Raw genomic sequence first — 21,054 nt, 5'->3', positions numbered from 1 at the left:
CCGCTGGTGGTACCAAGTACCCCGCGGAGCAGCCCGTGTCGGCGGAAGCTGGCGCGGGGGCAAAGTGGTGCAAGACTGGACCGAAATCACGTGGGGACGTGGCCGCCGCGACCGCGTGGGGCCCGACCTTCCCGCGGGTAGCCGGATCTGCGTGGAGTTCAACTACGGGGCCACCAGCAGGCCCTGCATCACCCTCAAATAGACAGCCCCTGCGTCTTCATGGCCGTCATCACGGGCCACCCGTACCAGCGTGGGGCTGCACTGCTGGGGCCGGGGTGAAGAACCCTCGTGCTGTGCCTCGCGCAGGCCGCCACCACCCTGACCAGCACAGGTAACTCGCCGCCCTCCTCTGGTTAGGCTCGGTTGCTCGCGGTGGCCACCAGCATTCCGACCAGGGTGCCGCCGATCAGAAACGGGCCGTAGGGGATAGAGGACTTCATACGGGCCCTGCGCAGGGCTATCAGTGCCAACCCGTAGAGGGCGGCGAGGAGCTGACCGGCGATGGCTCCGAGGACGAGGGTGCTCCAGCCGTGCCAGCCGAGCACGGCACCGAGGGGGAACGCGAGCTTGACGTCACCGAAACCAAGGCTCCTGGGACTGACCAGAAAGAGTATGAAGTACCCGCCGCCCAGCGCGAACGCTCCGCTCAGCGCCGTCGCCCAGGACCCGCCAGCCGTAGGGACGAGTGCGGCAGCGCCGAGCAGAAGCACCGTCAGCGCGGTGAGGGGGAGAGTCACGACATCGGGGAGACGGTGCACGGTGAAGTCGACCAGCGCGAGGAGCAGCAGGGCGGGTGTGATCATCAGCCAGACGGCCAGTTCGGGTCGGGGTCCGGTCGCATAGGCCAACGCCGCGCACACTGTCACGGTGAGCGAGATGACGATCGCGGTGGACGGGCCGAACGCCTCCCCACCAGTAGACCGTGTGGATCCGTCACCGGGGCATGCCCGGCAGTGCGGGATACCGACCCAGGCGGGCACCGGATGGCCCGCCGGGCACAGGTCTCGCCAAGCTTGGTCCGGCGGGACGGCCATCTTGTACACGACTCGCGGCAGGAGCAGACCGGCAAAGACGCCATACACGGCAGCGGCGAGGATCACGAGTATCTGCACGGGCTGAGCCTACGAGCACTGATGACAGACCGGTGGGGCGGCCCGCAGCGGGTGGTGACCTGGCAGTTTCGGATCTGTCAGTAGGCCAGGGCGACTCGTATTTCCCCGCCTACGCCGTCGTGAAGTGTCTGTTCAGCGTCGCAGTGCGGTCGGCATAAATGCGGAGATCTGTTCTCGTAGATCGGCGATGTCGATGCCTAGGTGCTCGGCCACCTCGGGAAGCCGGGCTCCGGGGACCCTGGTGGTCAGGCGGAGTACGTCGTCGTGCCGTGCGCAGTCCAGCCGAGTGGCGTCGCGTAGATATGAGCGTGCCTGGGCTGCGGCGTCATGGACGAGTGCCTGGATCTGCTCCGGCTCTGGTGCTGGTGCGGGAGGGGGCGCTTGCATTGGAAGATCAGGTGGGGGACCGTCGGCCAAGTCGACTGTGAAGGTGGGCAGCAGAGGCGGTTCAACGCCTTCGCGATACCACGCCCATGCGTGGTGGGCGGGGATGTGGACCTTTCCGCCCGGCGTGGTGCGGGTGGTGGTGACCGGCTGGTCCGTGCTGGCGTCGGAGCGCTGCTGCGGCGGGTGTTCGGGGAGCCCGCGCAATAGGGAGAAGTCAGCGGGCCATGTAGCCAGGCGTGCGGTGACGGCGTGGGCGAGGGTGGCGATGTGGCGGCACGGTGAAGTTCCACAATCGCAGCTGAAGGTGATCTCCTCGGGGGCGGGCTGGGTGGGTACGCCACCGGTATGAGCCGGGTTGCTCAGGCATTCGGGAAATTTTCCGGTACGGATGGCCTGACGGTGGCCGCAGCTGGGGGCGGCGGACTGCCAGGTTGCTCTCTGGGTGTCGGTGAGTACCGGCATGGTGATCGTCGGGTGTGCTGGTGTGGTGTGGTGCCGGTCGGTGGCGGTGGCGCATGCACGGCCGCATTCGAGGCTGAGGTGGGTGAGGCCGCCGGCGGACAGGTCGTTGTGACCGGCGAGCCAGAGGGCCTCGTTGTTGACGGCGGCCCGCAGGAGTGTTTCCCAGGTGTGGGTGGCCCATGCGTTCGAGGTCATCGCTGTGCTCCCAGGGCGATCAGGTCGATGATTTGGGCGTCGGTCAGTTCGGTGAGGGCGGAGTAGCCGTCGGCGAGGACCGCCTCGGCGAGGGCCCGCTTGTGGTGGAGGAGTTCGTCGACGCGGTCCTCCAGGGTGTTCTCCGTGATGAGCGGGTGCACAGTGACGGTGCGCTGCTGGCCCAGGCGGTGGGCGCGGTCGATGGCCTGGTTCTCCTTGGCCGGGTTCCAGGGGCGGTCGAAGAGCACGACGTGGCTGGCCTGGGTGAGGGTGAGGCCGGTGCCTCCGGCTTTGACGGTCATCACCATGAGCTGACCGGAGCGGGCCTGGAAGGTATCGATGATGCGTTGGCGTTCACGGACGGAGGGAATGTCGCCGCTGTAGTACAGCGGGTCGTGGCCGTGGCCGCGCAGGTGCCGTACGAGGAGCTTGGCCATGGACCGGTACCGGGTGAAGATCAGCGTGGACTCGTCGGGGGCGGTCAGGGCGGGCAGCAGGTCGTCGAGCGCGCCGATCTTGCCGGACCGGGACGCTGCCTGCTCGGGGTCGTAGCCGTCGTCCTCCAGCGAGTCGCCCAGGTACTGGGCCGGCGAGTTGCAGATCTGCTGCAGCTTGTTGAACAACTCCAGCAACAGCCCCTTGCGGTGCACGCCTTGGGCGTCACGGATCGCCTGGAGGGTTTCGTCGGCGGTCTGTTGGTAGAGCTGGATCTGCTCGTCGCTGAGGCCGACGATGCGCGGCCGGATGTCTTTGGGCGGCAGCTCGGTGAGGATGCCCGCATCGCTCTTGCGCCGACGCAGCATGAACGCACGCATGAGGCCGGACAGTCGTGCGGTGCGCTCGGTGTCGGCGAGGTTGTCCTCGATGGGGCGGGCGAACTGGTCGCGGAAGACGCGCTCGGTGCCGAACAGGCCCGGGTTGAGCCAGTCCATGAGCGCCCATGCCTCGGTGAGGTTGTTCTCCACCGGGGTGCCGGTCAGTGCCACCCGGGCGGCGGCCTTGAGGCGCCGCAGGGCGCGGGCAGTGGCGGTGCGGTGGTTCTTGACCATTTGGGCTTCGTCAGCGATGACCAGGTCGAAGTGCAGCAGGGCCAGCAGGTCGACGTCGCGGCGGAGCGTCTCGTAGCTCGTGATGACAACGGTGCGGGAGGTGGCGTCTTCGAGGGTGCGGTCGGCTCCCAGGTAGCGCAGGGTCGGTACGGTCGGGGCGAACCGGTGAACTTCGCGCTCCCAGTTGATGACGACGGAGGCAGGGCAGACGACCAGCGTCGGCCCGATGGCAGGGGCGTCGGATTCCCGGCGGTGCAGGTGCAGGGCCAGCGCCATCAGCGTTTTGCCCAGGCCCATGTCGTCGGCGAGCAGCGCGCCGAAACCCGCGCCGGTGGTGTTCGCCAGCCAGGCCAGGCCCAGATGCTGGTAGTCGCGCATCGTGGCATGCAAGGCGTCCGGCGCAGGAACGGGGGTGGTACGGGAGCCGGTGCGCAGGAATCCCACGAGATCGGCGAGCGCGGCCGTCGGCTCGCAGGGCACAAGCTGTCCGTCGACATCGAGGTGCCCGGTCAAGGACGCGCGCAGGGCCTGATCCGAGGAGATCGGTCCGATGCGGCGGTCGGCGGCACGGCGGGCGGTGTCTTCATCGACCATCACCCACTGGTCCCTCACCTTGGCCAACGGCCGGGACGCTTCGGCGAGGCCGTCCATCTCCTGATCCGACAGGTCGTCGTCGCCGAGCGACATCTGCCACCGGCCGTCCAGGACATCGTCGAGGGAGAACCGCGGCCGGGGAACGGCCGCAGGCGCGTCGGGCCGCGGGCCGACCACGGCGCGGGTGCGCAGCCGGTCGTGCCACTGCTGCTGCCAAGACACGCTCAGCCCCGCCCGTTCCAGTCGGTCCCGGGCGGCGCCCAGCAGCAGGACGGCCTCGCCGGCGAGCAGCGTGAACCGGTCGGGCACCGGGCACTCGAGGAGCCTCTCGGCGGGCGCCCACGCTTCGGCGATACGCCGCAGCCGCCGGCGGACGATCGCCACCAGAGCCTCGTCCCCGGCCACCTGCGTGAGAGGGCGGAACGATTGCTGCTTATGGCTCTCCGCGGTGGGCTGGGCGACCAGGAGTTCGGCCCACAGCAGTTCCGTGTCGTGGGGGCTGCCCTTCTTCGGGGCCTGTACGGACAGCTTCAGGTCCACGGCCGGCGCCTCGGCGCGTTCGTCCTCGGCGCGATCGGCCCACTGGTGCAGAGCGGAGCTGTTCTGCTGCTGCGGGACGGGGGCGGTGAACGGGGCGTGTCCCAGGACCGCCGAGGTGCCAGGGCCGCGAAGCATGGCCTCGGCGATGGCGTCGAGTCCGGCGCGGATCGCGACGCGCGGCGCCCACATGAGGTAGGGCCGGGTGTCGGTTGCGGCCCCGCAGTGGGCGGGAGGCAGCAGGGCCTGCCGCAGTTGTCCGGCGCGCTGCCGCTCGTGTTCGTCGAGCGGGCCCAGGCGCCACACGTCGACGCCGTTTCTGTCCAGCGTCGGGTACACCCGGCCGTCGGCTACCACGGCGAGTCCCAGCTGGATCGCCTGATGCCACAGCTGGACGGATGAGGCGATCTTGGCGCCGTCGGAGATCCGGGCCAGGGCGTTGGCCAGCAGTCGCACGGGCACCTGCCAGCATGGCACCGTGCGGGGCCCGACCGCGAGACCCTGGCCGGGCAGGACGAGGTCGGCAGTGCAGCGTCTGATCGGTTTGTGGCAGACGGCCTCCAACGGGAGCCCGTCCGCCCGGTAGAGCAGGAAGCGGCCTGCGCCGTCCTGCAGATCGATGGTGAGTTCCGTGTCCTGCTGCAGCAGTTCGACGAGCCTGTCCTCGGCGGCCGCCGCCTCCTCGCGGTCCGCGAGGGGCCCGGCCGGATTGCGGTGCCCACCGACGGATCCCGCGCCGGCCACCACCGCGGCCGCCGGATCGGGAGTGGTGGGCGCGCGCTGGGCATGGTCCTGTCCCGCTTGGGGGGTGGCCAGCTCCTCGACCATGGCCTCAGCGGCGTGACGTTGTGCTTCGCGCTTGTTGGGCCCGTGACCGAGGGTCTCCAGCCATTCTGCGTGCACCTTGCAAGAGATCCGGGCAACGAATCCGGCAGAGTCCTGATCGGGATCCTCGACCGTCAACTTGCTGATTTTGCCGGTCTGTTTGAGCTCGTTCAGGATCATCAGCGGGTTCTTGCCGCCGAGTTCCGGCACCGGGACGCGGCCCATGCGCAGACCCCGGCCTGCCTTCATAGCGCGTTGGACAGCGACCAGCAGTTCACGCGCGGCCGACACGCGCGTACTGGAGCGGCCCAGCCCCCGCTCGGTGACGGAGAGCAGCTCACCACGGTGTTCGCAGGCGGCGACGGACACGAACAGCGGCTCCAGGCCCGTGATGCCGGGGGCGCCCTTGAAGACGAGTCCGCTGATCGCACCCGATGCGGCCAGGACCGTCAGCTGCTCCTGCGGATCCGTCTCCTGCGCGGGGCCGCTGTCCGCCGCCGGGTGTGTCCCCGCACCGTGCATCGGAGACGGTGCCTGCACCGGCAGACCGGCCAGGCGAGCCAGCAGCCGGTGCGCGGCCGCGCCGCGTGCCTGTCGCTTGTTGTTGCGCCATGGACCGAGCTCACTGATCTCCTCTCCGTCGATCACGCAGGTAGCCCGCGAACGGAAGAGCGGCGGACCGGGCTCACTCTTTCGCACCTCTTCCGTATAGGAAGGTGTCGCCGCGTGGCGCAGGGACTGGTGCAGAGTCAGTACGGCCACCGCGATGCCGGGATCGCACGCCACAGCCAGGGCCGCCTCGCGAGCCGGCAGCCACGCCGTCGCCCGGGCGGTGAACAGGACAGCGTGCAGGTCGCGCGGAATCAGTTCCCCTGAATTGATCCGCAATACGATCTCCGCCACTTCGGCCGGCGCGATCTGGGGGCGTTCCAGGGCTTGTTGAAGGCGGGCCGGGAAGGAGGCGTCCCGGGACTGGGCGGGCGGCGACGCCGAGGAGAAGCGGCCGGCGGCCGCCCATCCGGTCAGGGTGCTGTCCTGCTCGACCGGCTCGGCTCCACAGAGGTGACCGAGCAGGCTCACGGCCGCGCACTGGTGGGCGCTTTTGCGGCTGGGACGCGTCACCACGGCACCGTGCACGCTCACACCCGGCTCTCGCCAGCCGGCCTGAGCGCTGAACAGCAGGGGGTCCGCACTGGGCACCTCGCGGATCACGAAGGCCGACGCGGCGCCGATGTCCTGGCAGTGCGTATGGAGCACGGACGTGGCCAGCTCGGGGCGCGCCGAGACGATCGCCATCGCGCCGCAGACGGCCGTTTGGGCCGAGGAGAGCGATGCGGCCCGCATCAACAGCAGTCGCAGATCCTTGATGCCCAGGCGTCCGGACCCCCCGCGTGCGGCGGCCTCCGCTGCGAGCTCGGGCGGCAGGTGGCGATTCGCCCACGCTGCCTCCAGCAGCCGGGAGAAGACATGCTGATCGACCGACTCCAGAGCAACACGGGAACCGGACGCGGGTCGTGGTACATGGGCAGTGGTCTGCGGCGTGACAGGGGGCATCTCAACCCTTGCGAGAAACATGAAGAATTCGGGCAAGCGGTAGCAAACCAGTGTCAGTGTGCTTGGCTTCCGGCATCCACGACCTGACTCATCCAAGGGCGGGACACCGCTGACCAGCACGTTCGTGTGTACGGCGGGCGGTCATGAGAACCAGAACGCGGCCCTGGCGAGCACCCCCTTCGAGGGACAGGAGGTCAAGGAAGTGCTATTCACCTGACAGGGGGACGGACGCCGGGTACTTTCGCGTACCCGGTCGCCTTTCGTGGTCAGCGTGGCGGAAGACGTGGGTGTCTCAGGACCATTCAGAGGCTCAACCACTCGATCTCGTCCGACAGTTCCTGGCGTCTCTCAAGGTCCTGGCTGGCACTGATACGCCTCTTGTGGAACGTGACCGGCCGGCCGCTGTCCGTGGTGCAGTTCTCGCCCGCGGCGGCGTCGCAGTGACCGCATTCCAGCGTCAGCGGCACACGTTCGAGCTCCCGCTTGTAGGCCGTGAGTCTGTCGTACCGATGGTTGCGGCAAGCGAAGACTCCCTGCGGCGTCGTACAGGTACCGCCGTCGTCCACAGGGTGCCCGCACAGTTCCGGCTCGCGCGGATCGTGATGTTCACACCGGTCGCTTCCCGTACGCCGGCCGAAAGGGCAGCGCAGCCCGTAGGAGTAACGCACCCAGCGGCGGTCCGCCAGTTCCTCGTCCAGCGTCACGATGCACCGGTCCGGGAAGGGGTCCGGGACGTCGGCGGGTAGCGGCCACTGGTGCTCGACGCAGCGTTGGTTGGTTGCGCTGACGAACGCCGCGCAGTGGCCCCAAGCCGGGTAGTTGGAGGAGCAGTCCGTGCGCGATGACGCCCAGTAACACACCGGCCGGAGAAGGGCGGCGAACTTGCTCTGCAGCTGGCGGGCTTCAGGAGTGGACACGAATTGCAGGAGCCGGAGGGCTTCCTCCACCTCTTGGGCGGGGATCTCGACGCGCCGGACGGCTCCATTACGTCTGCGTGCGGTCACGCGTGCCGGCTTCGGCGGAGTGGGGGTGGTCTTTGCCATGGAGGCGATTTCTACCGCAGCGCGGCAATGCCGACCCGGTATACGCGCCGACACCGCCCACGCTGCAAAGAATCAGCGCCGAAGCGCTGCACGCACATCGTAGCCACAAGCTGACCCAAAACCGGGCAGGCCGGGCGCACCGAACCGGCGGACGGGCTGCCGTAGCATGTCCGGCTCTGCTGGCGTCGCGTGGTGAAAGGCTTTGTGTTGATCCCGGAGTACTGCCCGTTCCACAAGGTCAAGGACGCCTGCGGGCCCATGGCCCGGCTGCTGGAGCAGGCCGGGCTGCTCGCCCTCACGCCGAACGCCCCCGCCTATCCCGGTCAGCAGCCCCCCTCCGGCGACGACTCCGCCTTCGGCATTCCGATGGCGGAGGCCTCGCTGCGGCGGATCGTCGTCCGGATCAACACCTGGGGTCGGAGCGCCCTCGACCCCACCATCCCCCGTCTCGATGTGGCCCCGGGCGACGTCCGCTCCGTCCGCTACGCACTCCAGGCCCTGCACGAGACCATCCAGGAAAAGGCCGGCGTCGACCAGCAGTGGTGGCGGGTGAAGGACCGGCTGGCTCAGGCACGCACCGCCCTCACTCGCGACGCACTGGCCGATGATGACGACGACCGGCTGGCCGCCTACCTTGCTGCCCTGTACGTCGACCGTGCCTGCTCCGTCTGGCAGACCGAGATCAAGACGCCGCTCGGCTCCTGACCACGGCCGGCGTTTCTGCCGGATTCCTACAGGTACGCCCCCGCACTGGTCCGGGCGGAGAGGGGCGACGGACAGCCGGATGGCGCAGGGAGCGTGACCTGGGTCCACGGCGAGCGTTGAAGGCGCCGTGCCGCAGACTGCATCCAGCCCCAGCAAGATCAGCACTTCCCCCGACAATGAGCCGACGGCTCTGCCATTCCTCCTGACGTCCGTCCAGGGGGAAGCAGCACGCGCGTTGTTGCGCTACGTGGCCTCGTTGCCGCTGCCCGGTCCTGATGCGCAGTTGATCGCTACAGTGGTGGCCATCCGGGCCGCACGGAGTGGTACCGCCAACCTCACCGGGCAGGATCTGTCCGGCCTGAAGCTCAGTGATCCACGGGGAGCGGTCGACGCCCTACGCGGCCTGGGCTGGCAGGTGGACGACGCGCTCTTCGACGGTGATCCGCCGACGCCGGTCCCAGTCACCGTTCCCGCCCTGGTCCGCGAAGACGACCACCCTCTTCCCTTCGGGAAACAAACGCGCTCACGGGTGTCCGGATGGACCACACGGGCCTTGTCCGCCAAGCCAGTCAAGAAGCTGCCGCCAGCCGCACGGCTGGCCAGCCTGTTCCTCGCCGCCCACAGCACCTCCAAGCTCCTCGGACAGATCCCGCCGGACCTTCCCGCAGCCTGCCGCGCCTCCCTCCCGGAGCTTCTGCAGAAGGGCTTCTTGACCGAATTCTCCGAGGACCGCTACCGCCTGGCCCCCGCGGTGCAGCACCTGTCGGGACAGCGCCGCCCCACTGCGGAGGAACAGTCCATCAAGACCGCATTTGCCGAGCCCCAGTTCGACGTTGCCGCGTGGGAGCAGTGGAAGAACACAGCCACCCCCGCCCTGCGACGCCACGTCGAAGCCGTCGAGCTGTGCGCGGTGTGCGCCCTCCCGGTCGAACGCGTCGCGGAGGCGTTCACCGGCGTCGTCCGCTCCCCTTTCTTCTCCCAGGCCGTCAAGAATGCCTACGGCGACTGGAAAGACGCCCACCCGGATCGCGGTCCGCAGGCCGCCGCGTTCACCATCGCCTTTCGGACCGAGCACGGCCACGGCCCCTCGTACGCCCAGTTGTGCGCGGGCCTGGGCTGGGAAATGAAGCGGTCGCTGCGCGGCTTCGTCGTGAAACGCCTGTTGTCGAATGAGTGGCTGACAGACACCGGAACGGTGCCATGGACCCTGCGCCCGGGAGCGGCAGCCCAGGCCCAGGGAATCGCGCTGCCCAAGGCACGCAGTGCGGCCGGCGCCGTACCTGCCAGGGCGTAGCCCGGCAGTCGATGTCGACGTCGGGCGCCTCGGAGCTGCCAGAGTGCCCGACTCAACTCGGGGTCTGGCGAAGGAGCTGGAAGATGGGACGTCGAAAGATCGGGAAGCCCCGTAGGGAACGGGATGATGCGGTGAACTACTCCCTCGATCAACTGGAGCCGCCCGGCGCTTTGAACGAGGAGTGGTTCCACGTCGAAGAGGGGACGGACACCTCGTACGCCGCCAGTGCCCCCCGGATCGACGCCGATGCGCTCGACCTCATGGAGCGGCCCACCCGCTCGCGAAGCCGTACGTCGGCCGGGTGCCGAAGGCCGCAGTGCTGCTGGACATGGCCCTCGACTCCGGCTTCCTGCCGCTGCGCCCCTCCCGAACCGGAGCCCGCTCCATGAGCAGTGACGACCTCAACATCCGAAATCTCTCGGCTTTCGTCTCGGCCGACGGCACGGGCTGGTCCTCTGTCCAGGCACCTCCGGAATGGTGGCGTGCGCTAGCCGTTGCCCCGAACCTCCGGGAGCTTCTCGAGCGGGTCGCTGCGATCGGCGAGGCCGAGCAGGACCTGTCGCGTTGTCTCGCCATCGGCGCCACCACCAAACGCCCCTGCCAGTTTCCTCGCGAGGAATGTCCTCACCACGGTGAGGACAGCGGAAAGCACCGTTGCGGCGTCATCGGCCTGAACATGCGCCCGTGCCGGTGGAACACCACCACAGGTGGCCCGTGCCCCAACCACGGTGCCGTCACGATCATGTACCGCCCGGGTGGCTCCCCCACCGACAGGACGTCCCCTGCTCCGCAGCCCGGGCAGACTTCGGGGAAGAGGGCAGCCGCGGTTCCGCGTGGAAAGCGGCCGCCGGACAGGAAGCCGATCGAAGTCGCCTGCCCACACTGTGGCTCTGCTCCTGGAGCAAAGTGCCGCTATCCCAACGGCAGTGAGACAGGCATCCATCTTCGGCGCCGCAAGGCCGCCAAGGAGAAGGCTCGTTGACACTCACTCACTTCCCGGCGAGGACGCCTTCGCCCGGCAAGAAGAGATCAGTGTCCCTCCCAGCGAAGCCTGCGGCCGGCCGAGTAGCGTCGCACCGCCGCTGAAGCACTGCGCGAGATGCTGAACATCCGCTGAAGCTTTGAGCGAGATGGAAGGACTCAGCGACGCCCGACATCCGTGTTGTGCGCGATCGTCAGCAGTTCGATGACGTCGGCAAACCGTACGTCATCGAGCCGGTAGAGGCGGACGGGCCGGCCCGAGGCGGGAAGCAGCACGACGTCGTCTTCCAGGGCCGAGCAGTTCAGGGTCCACGATCCGCTCGGCATGGCCACGGTCTCGGGAGCCAGTGCCACAGCGGCCGTTGTCGACTGCGGCCAGGCGCCCCGTGTCCACCAGGCACGGTACGTCGCTGAGGGCAGCGTCGCGCATGTCGTGGCAGAGCACCGGCTCGTGGAGCCGGGGTGCGCGCGGGGTGTCCTTGCCCAGGGCCTGCAGCCGGGCGCGCTGGCCGGCGGCGTGGCGCTCCCCCCTGGTTCAGTCGCTTCGGTCGCCGAGGTGGCCAGTGCCCAGCTGTAATTCCAGAGCATTGATCGCAAATCGACGCCCCTTCCTGGCGACGGGCAGTAGGGAGGTAGAGCGGTGAGGGCTGCCGCGTTGCGAGTCAGACCGTGACGGCGATTCCGGTCTGTACGCGCTGTTTCGTGTAGACCTGCTCGGCGACGAGGTACGCGGGAGCTACCACCGATAGGGCCGGCAGAGCCGGGTCGCACGGCGGCCAGGCTTCCTGCCATTCAGGATCGAGAAGATCGCCGGGAACGACCTCAAAATCCCAGCTGAATGGGATTCCTGTTCCCTGGGCACGGTGTCGCAGGTCGTTGGCGCGATCGCACAGTTGAGCAGCGGAGCTGGCCAAGGGATCGAGACGTGGCCGGCCGACTGCTGCGAGCACGGCACGGACGGTAGGTGGCTCAACGCCGAAGAGCACTGAGCACACCCTTCCGATGCTGCGCAGACGGGCTTCACAGCGCTGACCGCGTGGCTCTGCTGTGCGGACGAACGACTGGATCCGTTGCTCAACGCAGACGGAGTACTGCCGTGCGATGTCGAGGTGCTCGTTCCGATGAGCGCCCTGGGGGGCGCTCCGCGCGGCGAGGAGCGCGTCCAGCCGGGCCTCCATTTGACCGAGACGCAGCTGCTGTTCGGCGTACCTCTGGCGGAGGTCGTTGTGGTCCCGTTCCAAGATGGTCAGACGCCGCGCTGTCTCCTGGTTGAGGGAAGGCCGTGGGTCTGGCCAGAGCTCAGATGCACAGGGATGGCTGATTGTGCTCTCCGAGTGGCTGAAGGAGGTTGCTGGAGGCGGGGAGACCTCATAGTGATTGTTCAAGGAGCCCTGGCCTAGTAGTCGGAGGTGAAGCTGATGGTGGTGGAGACTTCCTCGCCGCTCTTTTCCACGACAGCACGGGCTTTGACCTGCGTCTCGCCGAAACTCAGGTATAGGTCGACCCCACGGTCCTCCAGGGCGAACGCCATGGCCTTGGAGAGGTCCACCCTGATAAAGCCGACATGCTTGCAGCCGGGGTCCGTGAAGTAGCGGGGATCCGGCTCGGTGGACGAGTAAAGGTCGATATCCATGCGCCTGCTGGTGGGTTCAACGGGCACGTAGGACTCGCGTGCTTCGATGCCTGTGTCGATGAGATCGCCTCGGGTGACAAGCTTCGAGAACCTGGTGCGGCACCGGTCGATTCCGTCGCTGGCAGTCCAGCGTGTCTCGGCCGGATCAACTCCCTCTTCAAAACGTCTGCAAACACTCGCGCCATAGGTCAGCCTGCTGCGTCGCGCCCTGGTCTGTGGGTCGTAGGCGTAGTAAGCGGCGCCGAAGAGCACGGCCGCACCCGGCTCCGGTGGTACCAGCACGCGCGCCCGCCCCTCCACCCGTTGCTTGACCCCGTGCTGCAGATAGCGTGAGGCGGCGAACCCTCCGACGAGGAGCACCAGCGGCTCCGAGCTCCCGGGCTGGCTGGCGTTCTCGCACTCCTTGAGCTGGCCGTCGATCAGGTCGAGGATGTCTGGGACCACGGTGTCGAACAGCTCTGCCGTCTCGGCTGGCGTGATGATCAGGGCGTAGCTCTCACCCGCCTGTTTGCGGGCGAGGCGCTTGCGTACCTGAGCGCCAAGGCCGCGATAGATCGCTGCGGGGAGGTTGATGCAGATCGGGTCTTTTTCGTCAGGGCCGAAGTCGAGTTTGGCCCTCTCCCAGGCTTCGCTCAATTCGAGCATGGCCTCGGGATGCTGAGCGGCGAGGCTCTGGACGATCTCAGGATCTCCGAAGCGGTCAACCAGCAGTCTGGTCCTGAAGGCGTGGTTGATGAGGTCTGAGCCGTGGGGTCCACCGCTCGGCAAGCCGGACTCCACCATGCGGCCATCCTCGTCGTTCTCGTAGGCGGTGAGGTCCGCGGTGCCACCGCCGCAGTCGACCACGATGAACCTGCACCCCGGAGCTGTGAGGTCGGTGTCCTCCTTGCTCTCCGTGCCTGCGACGTTGACCCCGCTGGCCCGCGCGTAGTGCGCTGCCGCCTCCGGCTCCAGAGCGAGGATGAGTCGGCCGTCTTCAGCCGGCATCCCCGCCCGGATCGCCAGGTCGCGTGTCGTCTGCTTCTGCTCGTCCGTCCAGATCGCCGGCACAGTGACACACCACCGGATGTCGTGCTCGCTGTACCCCGCAGCCCGAATTTCCTCCAGTGCTGCGCTGTAGAGGCAACGGAGGTAGGCCTCGATCAGTGCCTCGGACCGCTTGCGTACGGACAACTCCCGCAGGTCCGGCGGGAGGAGCCTCGGCTCAAGCCCCGGTGCGGGGGCATCGATGGGCGACTTCCACTCCTCGGCGTCGTCTTCGTCATGATCGTCCACGTCCTCGGAGCCGGGCGCCAACTCCTCCTCGTCCTGGTTGTCAGCGCTCTCGCCTTCCTGGTCGTGGCCTTCGCCGTCCACGACGCAGACCAGTTCCTCCATGAGGCCCATCTTGAAGCTGGAGTAGTACCTCGGGGCGTTCTCGCCGGGGACTTGAGTGAGGGCTCGCCTCCGGGCGTCATACCCCCAGGCAGCTACCTTCGTCTCGCTGTCGATAAGGAGAGCGGACAGGTTTTTCGGCGAGGCCACGGGTTGGCCCGGCCAAGAGCTCAGAAGGGTTGGAATTTTTTGCGTCGAGCCACCTTCATTATTCCCCTTGAAGAAGTAGGAGACTCCGGACCCGAACGTCCCGAAATCTAGCCCTACGAAAACCCTCGGATTGAACACAGGAACTCCTCGGACGGGACCCGGAAACATCGGACAGTTCGACGCAGCCCCAACTGGGGCCGCCGGGCAGTAAGATCTCGCCGCGTGCCCGTTTCAGGCAAGCGGCAGCAACTCGTCTCGCGACATTTCATCCGTTCGGCGGAACAATGCCGGCCCTTATTGGCATCATATGAATGCAGGCTGTGCAGAATTGCGCTGCTCAATCCTGCGCAGCGGTCATCAATGCTCCACGATTCGCGGAAAGAAGCGATGATCAAAAACGAATCCGTCACCGAAATCGCGGCAATCATGCCCCACTCCCGGCGGAAGCCAAACGCCTCAGCTCCACGGCATTCGCCGAAGGAGGCGCCGCCAGATCACGACCTCGAAGACATCGAGAAGCGGCTTATTTCCTACGGCGACGCCCTGAAGTCGCGCGACTCCCTCATGAGGGAAGCTAAGTCTGCTGGAATTAGCGAAGCCCGAATTGCAAGGCTTACAGGGCACTCCCGAAATACGGTCCGCAGCGCACTCGCTATTGACGCGGTCTCAGCTAGACCCTGACCGGCTCGTTCGTGCCCGCCCTCGCCACGACCGGCCCCGAGCACGCGCCGCACGTCCCGGCCGGCATCCCTTACCGTCAGGGCGGTCACTCAGCGGACTCCCGCGCCGTTCAAAACAGAGGTAGCACGGACGTGTTCACCCCGCGGGGCCGCCAGGCCGAGAGCGAGCCGCGGCGCGAGCCAGTTGATGACGGCCGCCAGGGCAGCCGTCGGCGAGCGGACCGTGCTGGTCAGCTGCCGGCGTACTGGGGGAGCCGGGTCAGGGTGTGATCCGGGCGGGGGATCTCCCCGAAGTCCTCGTCGAAGGGCTCGGTGGGGAGACCGTGGATGACTGCCTTCAGGCGGGGCGGCAGGCAGGGTCGGCGGCCTTGCCAGCACCGTGTGATCAGGTCGCGGCGCACCCGGTCGGGCAGCAGGGCAGGGGGCGGGGAGGCGTCGGCGGCCGGCTGGGGTGTGGCCTGCTCGGGGGTGGGGATCAGGGTGCGCCAGTGGTCGGCGGTGCGGTGTTCGGAGCGCTGCTGGTGCAGGAGGGTGAGGCAGAACGCCGCGGTGCGGTTTCCGGCGCCGGCGGCGAACTCGAACCAGAACTGGGCGGGGTCGCGGTGACCGGACAGGTGGAGCAGGGCGGCGAAGACGAGGGCTCCTTCCGGTTCGATCGGGTCGGACTCCACCAGGAGGCTGATGCTTCGCTGGGCTTGTGGGGCGTCCACGATCAGGCTGGAGGCCAGGTCGAGGTCGTGGGCGGCTTGTTCGTGCACGGTGGGGTACCGGGAGGCGACCGGGGCGGCCGGGCCGGGCCCGGTGCCCGAATCGGCAAGGACTCTCACGCGGTTGAGAGCTGCGTCGGTGTCGTAGCCCTGGTAGGCGCCGGTCAGGGCCTTGGCCTGGATGAGTGTGGTGTCGATGCCGGTGTCCGGTTCGTGATCGGTGCGGGCCACTAGTTGGTCTCCTTGTGATGCATGTTCAGCTGCTTGGCCAGGGAGCGGCGGGCGTGCCGGATGTGGGAGCGGACGGTGGCGACGTCGATCCCCAGGTATTCAGCCACCTCAGGCTCTTCCATGCCGAGGACGAAGCGCAGCATCACGACGTCGTACTGGCGCTCGGGCAGGGTGGAGATGGCGTTGTAGAGGCCGATCTCCTGCGAGATGACGCGCAGTTCGTCGCGCATCTCGTGCAGCAGGAGTTTCTGGACGGCGGTCAGAAAGGCCGCGTCGCCGACCTGCGGCTCCAGGGAGCGCGCGGTGAGCCAGCGATGGACTTCCTCCTTCAGGACCTGCCAGGCGTACTGCGGAACGGACTCCTGGATGAGGACATGGGGCCAGGTCCTTTTCAGCCGGGCGCAGGTGGCATCCACGACGGTCTCCGCGCTGGCGCGGCTGCCGACCTGGGTGTGCGCGTAGCGCATCCACAGCTTGCGGTGGTAGGCGTGAAACGCGTCGAAGGTCAACGCCAGCCGCCCGCTGCGTAAAGCCGCAGCCCGCCCGGACGGGTCCATCACACCTCACTTTCCGGGTCGACGGCCTCCAGGACAGAAACGGCAGAAGCGCTCTGCCGTCGAAGATGCTGCGCCCCGGCGTGCACGGCGGCGGCGAGTACCCCCTGGCCGGCCCGGCGCAGGTCGGGTACGAAGATCCGGGCTGCGGTCCCCCAGACCGCCACAGTGTCCAGATCGATGTCCACGGGCTTCCTTGATGGCTGAGCACCGCGCCACTCCACGCTGAGGCGGCGTCGGTGTGGGAAATCTGCTTTCCCATTCATCAGCCAACATGAGGACAGGCCCTCTCGTGCAAGGCCCCGGGCAGCCTGACCCGGATGACCACAACACGACCAATCACCGGCACAGTCAGACCACTTCTGACCGAATCGGCCGCCCCGTGGCCCCTGCCGGACGAGGCCTGCACGAGGTGGCCGGTCCTGCGTGGTTGCCCCTCAGGACAGGCCAAGGGGAGGCTGGGGTGGCGCACGGTGGCGTACGTACGGTGTACAGCCGCCGACCAAGGACATTCAGACCAGGGGGCGATATGGACGGCACCGACGTGGTGGACCTGCAACTGGACCGGCCGCACTCGGCACGCATGTACGACTACTTCCTCGGCGGCATCACCAACTTCCCCGCCGACCGCGACGCCGCCGCCAAGACCATCGCCGCTTTCCCCGCCACCTTGATCGCCGCCCGGAGCAACCGCGCCTTCATGCGCCGCTCCACCCGCTACCTCGCACAGGCAGGCCTCGATCAGTTCCTCGACATCGGGACCGGCATCCCCACCAGCCCCAATCTTCACGAGGTCGCCCAGAGCGTGAACCCCCGCGCCCGCGTCGTCTACACCGACAACGACCCCATCGTCCTGACCCACGCCCGCGCCCTGCTCCACAGCCACCCCGAAGGCGCCACCGCCTACCTGCCCGCCGACATCACCGACCCCGCCGCCCTGCTGGACCATCCCGTCCTGCGCTCCGCCTTCGACTTCGACCGGCCCATCGCCCTCAGCCTCAACGCCCTGCTGCACTTCGTCACCGACCAGCACGACGCATACGGCATCGTCCAGAAACTCAAAGATGCCCTGCCGGCCGGCAGCTACCTGATCATCAGCCACGCCACCCCCGACTTCGATCCCGCCGCCATCGCCCGCGTGACCGGCATCTACAAAGAAGCCGGAACACCCGTACAGGCCCGCACCCAAGACCAGATCGCCCGCTTCTTCACCGACTGGCAGCTCATCGACCCCGGGCTCCAGCCCATCCTGCGCTGGCGCCCCAACCCCGACGAAGCCCACAGCACCTTCACTGACGCCGACGCCGCTTGCTACGCCGGCGTCGCACGGAAACTCTGACGCAGTGCAGCGCTGACGATGTTCCTGTACGGGCTTCCCGCGGCGCCGTCACGCTGCATCCCACATTCGTGGCAGGGCAATCAGTCCGCAGCCCGGCTGTCGTCGTCCAGGTGCCCCATGGCGTAGACGTACTGGTCCGGGTGGCATGCAAGGCGAGCCATCACCCACGCGGTCCGAGTATCTATCCCCTCCCCGAAGTCGGTAGCCAGGCATCGCGCCCCCACGTCGTGCGCGGAGCGAGCACCCACCGAACGAGCGGAAACCAGACCCGGACCGGCGTCAGTCGCCTGGTCTGCCCTGTCGGGAGGGCGTTGAGATGAGGAATCGGGATTGACCGAGTTGGGCACCGGACGGCCTTCGTTGTGTTGACGTACGTGCGTGTTTCTGAACTTCGGCTCGGGGCGACTGTGCGGTGGCGGTGATGCCACCAGGAAGATCAGTTCGCGGTGCGGTGGCCCGGCGGGAGGCTCCAGCCGTACCGCCCGCTGCAGTCCGTCGCGCACCCTCCCGCACGATGGATGTCGTGTGTGATCCTGACTGCCTCGTGCTCGAACGGGCATCGCCCGCGCAACACTTCCTCAGGCCCCCAACGCGCTGGCTGAAGCACTGCGGCGGCGTTGCCTGCTCCGTCGACCGATTGGCTGACCTTGACCGCTATCAACTCACACCCCGATACGGGCCGGATGCCGGGGCGGACCTGGACCATCCGCCTGGCGGGCCACGCCGACCACACCGCGACGCTCACCTGCAGTTCCGCCGCCTGCCGGATGCCGCCCCGCTCGCCGGACCTCGCCCGGCTCCGCGCGTACGCCGCGGCCCACGCCGCAGCTCATGCCCGCGCCGCCGGTGCCCGGCCGCATGCCGCCTGCGCGTGCCGCGCCCAGGACTGCGCTGCCCACGAGGCCCACCCGGTGTCCTGTGCGGGCCAGACCGTGCTGATCTTGCGTCATGACCCGTCCATCGGTCAGGTCTGGAGCCTGTCCGAGGTGTGCGCGGCGTGCGCCGCACGGACCCCCCACACCCAGATCCTCGCCCGCACCGCCCCCATCGGGACAGACCCGGCCGCCCCGGCGCAGCGTCCGGTCCGGCCTCCTGTCGCCGGAGGCTTCTCCGCCCCGGCTGGCCCGGGCGGCCCGGCGCCGGAAGCCGGCATACGGCGCGCGCCCAAGGCCCGCCAGTACCGTAAGGCGAGGCGTCAGACCTGAGCCGCCGCTCCCGGGCCCGGCCGGCCTTCTGCTCCGAGCGAGCGGCCGCAGTGCGGCTTCCCCGAAGGGGTGATGCGGGTGCAGAACCCGAACCGGCGGCCTGTCCCGCCCGTCCCAAGGATCATGGACTCCATTGATCCCGTGCACCTGTCCGAGCCCGGCCTGCTTGTCGTCGATATCGCCGCGGCCGACGACGCCACCGCTCAGGCCGCCATGACTGCCCTGGACCGGCTGTGGGCCACCTCCGGCCCCTGCCGCACGCACCGCGTCCCAGGAGAACCAGGCGCCCGGGCCCGGCTGTTCGCCGACCTGCGCTCCCGCGAAGCTGGGTGATCCTGCTTCCGTACTGGCCTGTCGCCCCCATGGCAGGCTCAACGCATGAGCCCCGGCAGATACCGCGTAACCACCCAATTCCGTCCGCACGGTCCCGGGACCGAGGGCTACTGGGACGACTCGAGGTGGCCGAGAGCAAGTTCCTCGGGCAGGTGGGCATCTACGGCTCCGGGGACGTGGTCATCCGCCTGGCCGAGGAGAGCGATGGCCAGTACGCCGTCGTCAAGTCCTGGTCGCAGAAGACGGGCATCGTCCTGGGGGACGTGGCGTAGCCAAGGTCAGGAAACAGCCGGGGTGTTCCCCGTCCTCATGCCCTCCAGCACGTCCTCGGGGACGGCCCCGCCGACGGGGACTTCCACGATACGTACGTCCGCTTCGGCGGCCTGGAGCTCGCGCTGCCGGTATTCGGCCGCGGAAAGCCCATACGACACCGCGGAGATCCGCACGAGGTCACTCCCCCGCTCGCGCCACACCAGCCTGTAGTTCGTCACCGACGATCCCTTTCACCAGTTCCGGTCCGCTCCACAGGCGAACCACATGAGCATGCTGGCATCCGGCACTGACACCGCTCGCCCCAGCACCGAACGGCGCCCCTGGTGCAGCAGCCTCCGCTCCGCCCGGCCCGGGCACGCCGCACCCCCGTCCCGGGGCCCGCCGCTTCGGGCGTCCGGTGCGGTGTCCGTGGTGGCCGGCAGGGCCCGGCAGGCGATAGTCGGGGCATGGCTGCCACCTCATCCCGTTTCCCGGTGCCGAACGCCGGCGAGATCCTGCGCGCCCGCTACACCCGGCGGCTGCCTGACCGGCTGGAGGACCTGCACGGCCCCGCGCACGGCACGGTCGACCTGCCGCTGCACGTGGTCTGGTCGGGACGACGCTCCTTCGACGTGGACGCCGTGCGCCCGCGGATGGGCCTGTACCGGACCATCCTTGCCGAAGGGCAGCAGCAGGACGTGGTGGACTTCCTCAACCAGGACCTGCTCATCGCCCAGTGGCCGGTGCTGCGGACCCTGATCAGCCGCCTGGTCCGGGACGTGTGGGAAGAACGCTTCCCCGAGCTGACGACCGCCCGGACCGCGACCGCCGCGTGAAACTGAACGACCTGCACCGCCGCCTGCTGTCCGACGTCCTCGCCATCGGCACCCCCTACCCCCTGGTGATCACCGGCGGCTATGCCGTCCAGGCCCACGGGCTCGTCGAGCGCCTCAGCCAAGACCTCGACGTCGCCACCGAGAACCCCGCCCCCATGGACGAGATCATTCTGCTCCTGCATGCCCGCGGGCGCCCGCTGTGCTTCTACCGGGTGGAGGGATATTCGGGGAGCCGTAGGATGACGTCCCCCGCTGGAGGTAGCTGTGTTCAAAGACGTACGGCTGGTGATGGCATTCGCGGACAACCCGGAGGCGTCGGCGCGCTGGTGGGGCGAGGTTCTCGACTCCCCGGTGAAAACGGATGTGAACGACGACACCAGCGCCGTCTACGCCTGGGTGCAGGCCGGTGGCATCGAGCTGGGATTCCACCCCGCCGACGATGAGCGCAATCCGCGTGGCGGGAGCCCTGTCGTGTACTGGGGTGTCGATGACCTGGATCAGGCCCGGGATCATCTTCTGGCCGCAGGGTGCAAGCATCACCGGGGCCCTCTGCTCATCGAGCCCGGCCGCCGCATCGCGCAGCTCCGCGACCCGTTCGGAGCGATCGTCGGTATCGAAGGCCCGTAGCACCCGCGCCGGCCGGTGCCCTCGCTGACCAACGTCAGCGAGGGCACCGGCCGTTCGCCCTCAGCCGGTCAGGCCGTGCAGGCTGGCCAGCCCGGTCCCTGCGGCATACGCGCGCAGAGTGCCGCGCAGCGACTGCACGGGCCACCGCCCGCCGTGGGCCTCGTGGCATCGACGTATAGCTCCAGCACCTGGTCGGGCTCCGGCTCGTGCCCGGCTTGTCGCAGGACTGCCGGGATCGTGACGAGGTCGATCAGCCCGGTCACGTCCGGGCGTACGGTCTCGATGTCGAGAATCACCACCTCGCCCCCGGCCCGCGACCGCAGGTGATCCGGCTTGAGGTCGAGGTGCCCCAGAGGCACCATTCCGGGCCCGTAGGCGTCGCGGGGTCAGGCCGG

The 21,054-nt window shown here is 68.4% G+C and carries 20 protein-coding genes and 1 pseudogene; 9 read left to right on the top strand and 12 right to left on the bottom strand.

The annotated features are described in order from the left end of the window. Positions 1 to 353: 353 nt before the first annotated feature. From N4G70_RS34535 to N4G70_RS34520, 4 genes are all read right to left on the bottom strand, one after another. Complete coding sequence (locus N4G70_RS34535; RefSeq protein WP_261716736.1) at positions 354 to 1,112, bottom strand: A24 family peptidase; 759 nt, start codon at positions 1,110 to 1,112, stop codon at positions 354 to 356. Positions 1,113 to 1,244: 132 nt separating this feature from the next. Next, complete coding sequence (locus N4G70_RS34530) at positions 1,245 to 2,156, bottom strand: hypothetical protein (RefSeq protein WP_261716735.1); 912 nt, start codon at positions 2,154 to 2,156, stop codon at positions 1,245 to 1,247. Further along, complete coding sequence (locus N4G70_RS34525; RefSeq protein ID WP_261716734.1) at positions 2,153 to 6,715, bottom strand: SNF2-related protein; 4,563 nt, start codon at positions 6,713 to 6,715, stop codon at positions 2,153 to 2,155. Before N4G70_RS34525 ends, N4G70_RS34530 begins: the two co-directional genes overlap by 4 nt. 302 nt (positions 6,716 to 7,017) lie before the next feature. Next, the gene (locus N4G70_RS34520) at positions 7,018 to 7,758 is read right to left on the bottom strand and encodes a hypothetical protein (protein WP_261716733.1); all 741 of its coding nucleotides are present in this window, start codon (positions 7,756 to 7,758) and stop codon (positions 7,018 to 7,020) included. Positions 7,759 to 7,962: 204 nt separating this feature from the next. Between N4G70_RS34520 and N4G70_RS34515 the strand changes: the two genes are divergently transcribed. Continuing rightward, a complete protein-coding gene (locus N4G70_RS34515; protein ID WP_261716732.1) occupies positions 7,963 to 8,463 on the top strand; it encodes a hypothetical protein in 501 nt (166 codons plus the stop codon). Between the two features lie 127 nt (positions 8,464 to 8,590). Continuing rightward, positions 8,591 to 9,757: a hypothetical protein gene (locus tag N4G70_RS34510; RefSeq protein WP_261716731.1), complete on the top strand. Its 1,167-nt coding sequence runs from the start codon at positions 8,591 to 8,593 to the stop codon at positions 9,755 to 9,757. 1,140 nt (positions 9,758 to 10,897) lie between these two features. On the opposite strand, the gene N4G70_RS34505 is transcribed toward N4G70_RS34510, so the two are convergent. The 6 genes from N4G70_RS34505 to N4G70_RS34480 form a co-directional block, all read right to left on the bottom strand. Next, a complete protein-coding gene (locus N4G70_RS34505) occupies positions 10,898 to 11,092 on the bottom strand; it encodes a hypothetical protein (protein WP_261716730.1) in 195 nt (64 codons plus the stop codon). A 308-nt stretch (positions 11,093 to 11,400) separates the two neighbouring features. Then, positions 11,401 to 11,688 (bottom strand): hypothetical protein, encoded by a 288-nt coding sequence (locus N4G70_RS34500; protein ID WP_261716729.1) that lies wholly within the window; start codon positions 11,686 to 11,688, stop codon positions 11,401 to 11,403. Between the two features lie 446 nt (positions 11,689 to 12,134). Next, positions 12,135 to 14,033 (bottom strand): Hsp70 family protein, encoded by a 1,899-nt coding sequence (locus tag N4G70_RS34495; protein WP_261716728.1) that lies wholly within the window; start codon positions 14,031 to 14,033, stop codon positions 12,135 to 12,137. A 772-nt stretch (positions 14,034 to 14,805) separates the two neighbouring features. Then, positions 14,806 to 15,513, bottom strand: a complete 708-nt coding sequence (locus tag N4G70_RS34490; RefSeq protein ID WP_261716727.1) for a glycoprotein — start codon at positions 15,511 to 15,513, stop codon at positions 14,806 to 14,808. Then, the gene (locus tag N4G70_RS34485) at positions 15,513 to 16,022 is read right to left on the bottom strand and encodes an RNA polymerase sigma factor (protein ID WP_261716726.1); all 510 of its coding nucleotides are present in this window, start codon (positions 16,020 to 16,022) and stop codon (positions 15,513 to 15,515) included. Before N4G70_RS34485 ends, N4G70_RS34490 begins: the two co-directional genes overlap by 1 nt. 47 nt (positions 16,023 to 16,069) lie before the next feature. After that, a complete protein-coding gene (locus N4G70_RS34480) occupies positions 16,070 to 16,255 on the bottom strand; it encodes a hypothetical protein (RefSeq protein ID WP_261716725.1) in 186 nt (61 codons plus the stop codon). Positions 16,256 to 16,596: 341 nt separating this feature from the next. Between N4G70_RS34480 and N4G70_RS34475 the strand changes: the two genes are divergently transcribed. The 4 genes from N4G70_RS34475 (at position 16,597) to N4G70_RS34460 (ending at position 19,216) form a co-directional block, all read left to right on the top strand. Beyond that, positions 16,597 to 17,406: an SAM-dependent methyltransferase gene (locus N4G70_RS34475; RefSeq protein ID WP_261716724.1), complete on the top strand. Its 810-nt coding sequence runs from the start codon at positions 16,597 to 16,599 to the stop codon at positions 17,404 to 17,406. A 647-nt stretch (positions 17,407 to 18,053) separates the two neighbouring features. Beyond that, complete coding sequence (locus N4G70_RS34470) at positions 18,054 to 18,611, top strand: hypothetical protein (protein WP_261716723.1); 558 nt, start codon at positions 18,054 to 18,056, stop codon at positions 18,609 to 18,611. A gap of 123 nt (positions 18,612 to 18,734) precedes the next feature. After that, positions 18,735 to 18,944 carry a DUF6207 family protein gene (locus tag N4G70_RS34465; RefSeq protein WP_261716722.1) on the top strand — a complete coding sequence of 70 codons (210 nt, stop codon included), beginning with the start codon at positions 18,735 to 18,737 and terminating at the stop codon, positions 18,942 to 18,944. Positions 18,945 to 19,069: 125 nt separating this feature from the next. After that, positions 19,070 to 19,216 carry a hypothetical protein gene (locus tag N4G70_RS34460; RefSeq protein ID WP_261716721.1) on the top strand — a complete coding sequence of 49 codons (147 nt, stop codon included), beginning with the start codon at positions 19,070 to 19,072 and terminating at the stop codon, positions 19,214 to 19,216. 6 nt (positions 19,217 to 19,222) lie between these two features. Here the strand turns inward: N4G70_RS34460 and N4G70_RS34455 are convergent, their stop codons facing one another. Beyond that, the gene (locus tag N4G70_RS34455) at positions 19,223 to 19,435 is read right to left on the bottom strand and encodes a hypothetical protein (protein ID WP_261716720.1); all 213 of its coding nucleotides are present in this window, start codon (positions 19,433 to 19,435) and stop codon (positions 19,223 to 19,225) included. 228 nt (positions 19,436 to 19,663) lie between these two features. Here N4G70_RS34455 and N4G70_RS34450 point away from each other — a divergent pair, with 228 nt between their 5' ends. The 3 genes and pseudogenes from N4G70_RS34450 (at position 19,664) to N4G70_RS34445 (ending at position 20,659) form a co-directional block, all read left to right on the top strand. Beyond that, on the top strand, positions 19,664 to 20,032 hold the full coding sequence (locus tag N4G70_RS34450; RefSeq protein WP_261716719.1) for a hypothetical protein: 369 nt from the start codon (positions 19,664 to 19,666) through the stop codon (positions 20,030 to 20,032). Continuing rightward, positions 20,029 to 20,292: pseudogene (locus N4G70_RS37265) on the top strand (hypothetical protein); the annotation flags it as partial. The gene N4G70_RS34450 and the pseudogene N4G70_RS37265, both read left to right, overlap by 4 nt. A 28-nt stretch (positions 20,293 to 20,320) precedes the next feature. Beyond that, positions 20,321 to 20,659, top strand: coding sequence for a VOC family protein (locus N4G70_RS34445; protein WP_261716718.1), 339 nt, complete (start codon positions 20,321 to 20,323; stop codon positions 20,657 to 20,659). Positions 20,660 to 20,727: 68 nt separating this feature from the next. On the opposite strand, the gene N4G70_RS34440 is transcribed toward N4G70_RS34445, so the two are convergent. Next, the gene (locus N4G70_RS34440; protein ID WP_261716717.1) at positions 20,728 to 21,021 is read right to left on the bottom strand and encodes a hypothetical protein; all 294 of its coding nucleotides are present in this window, start codon (positions 21,019 to 21,021) and stop codon (positions 20,728 to 20,730) included. Positions 21,022 to 21,054: the final 33 nt, after the last annotated feature.

The sequence above is a fragment of the Streptomyces sp. ASQP_92 genome, from assembly GCF_025399895.1.
Taxonomy (GTDB): Bacteria; Actinomycetota; Actinomycetes; order Streptomycetales; family Streptomycetaceae; genus Streptomyces.
The sequence above is the reverse complement of the archived record's forward strand: the minus strand, read 5'-3'. Positions and strand labels throughout refer to the sequence as shown.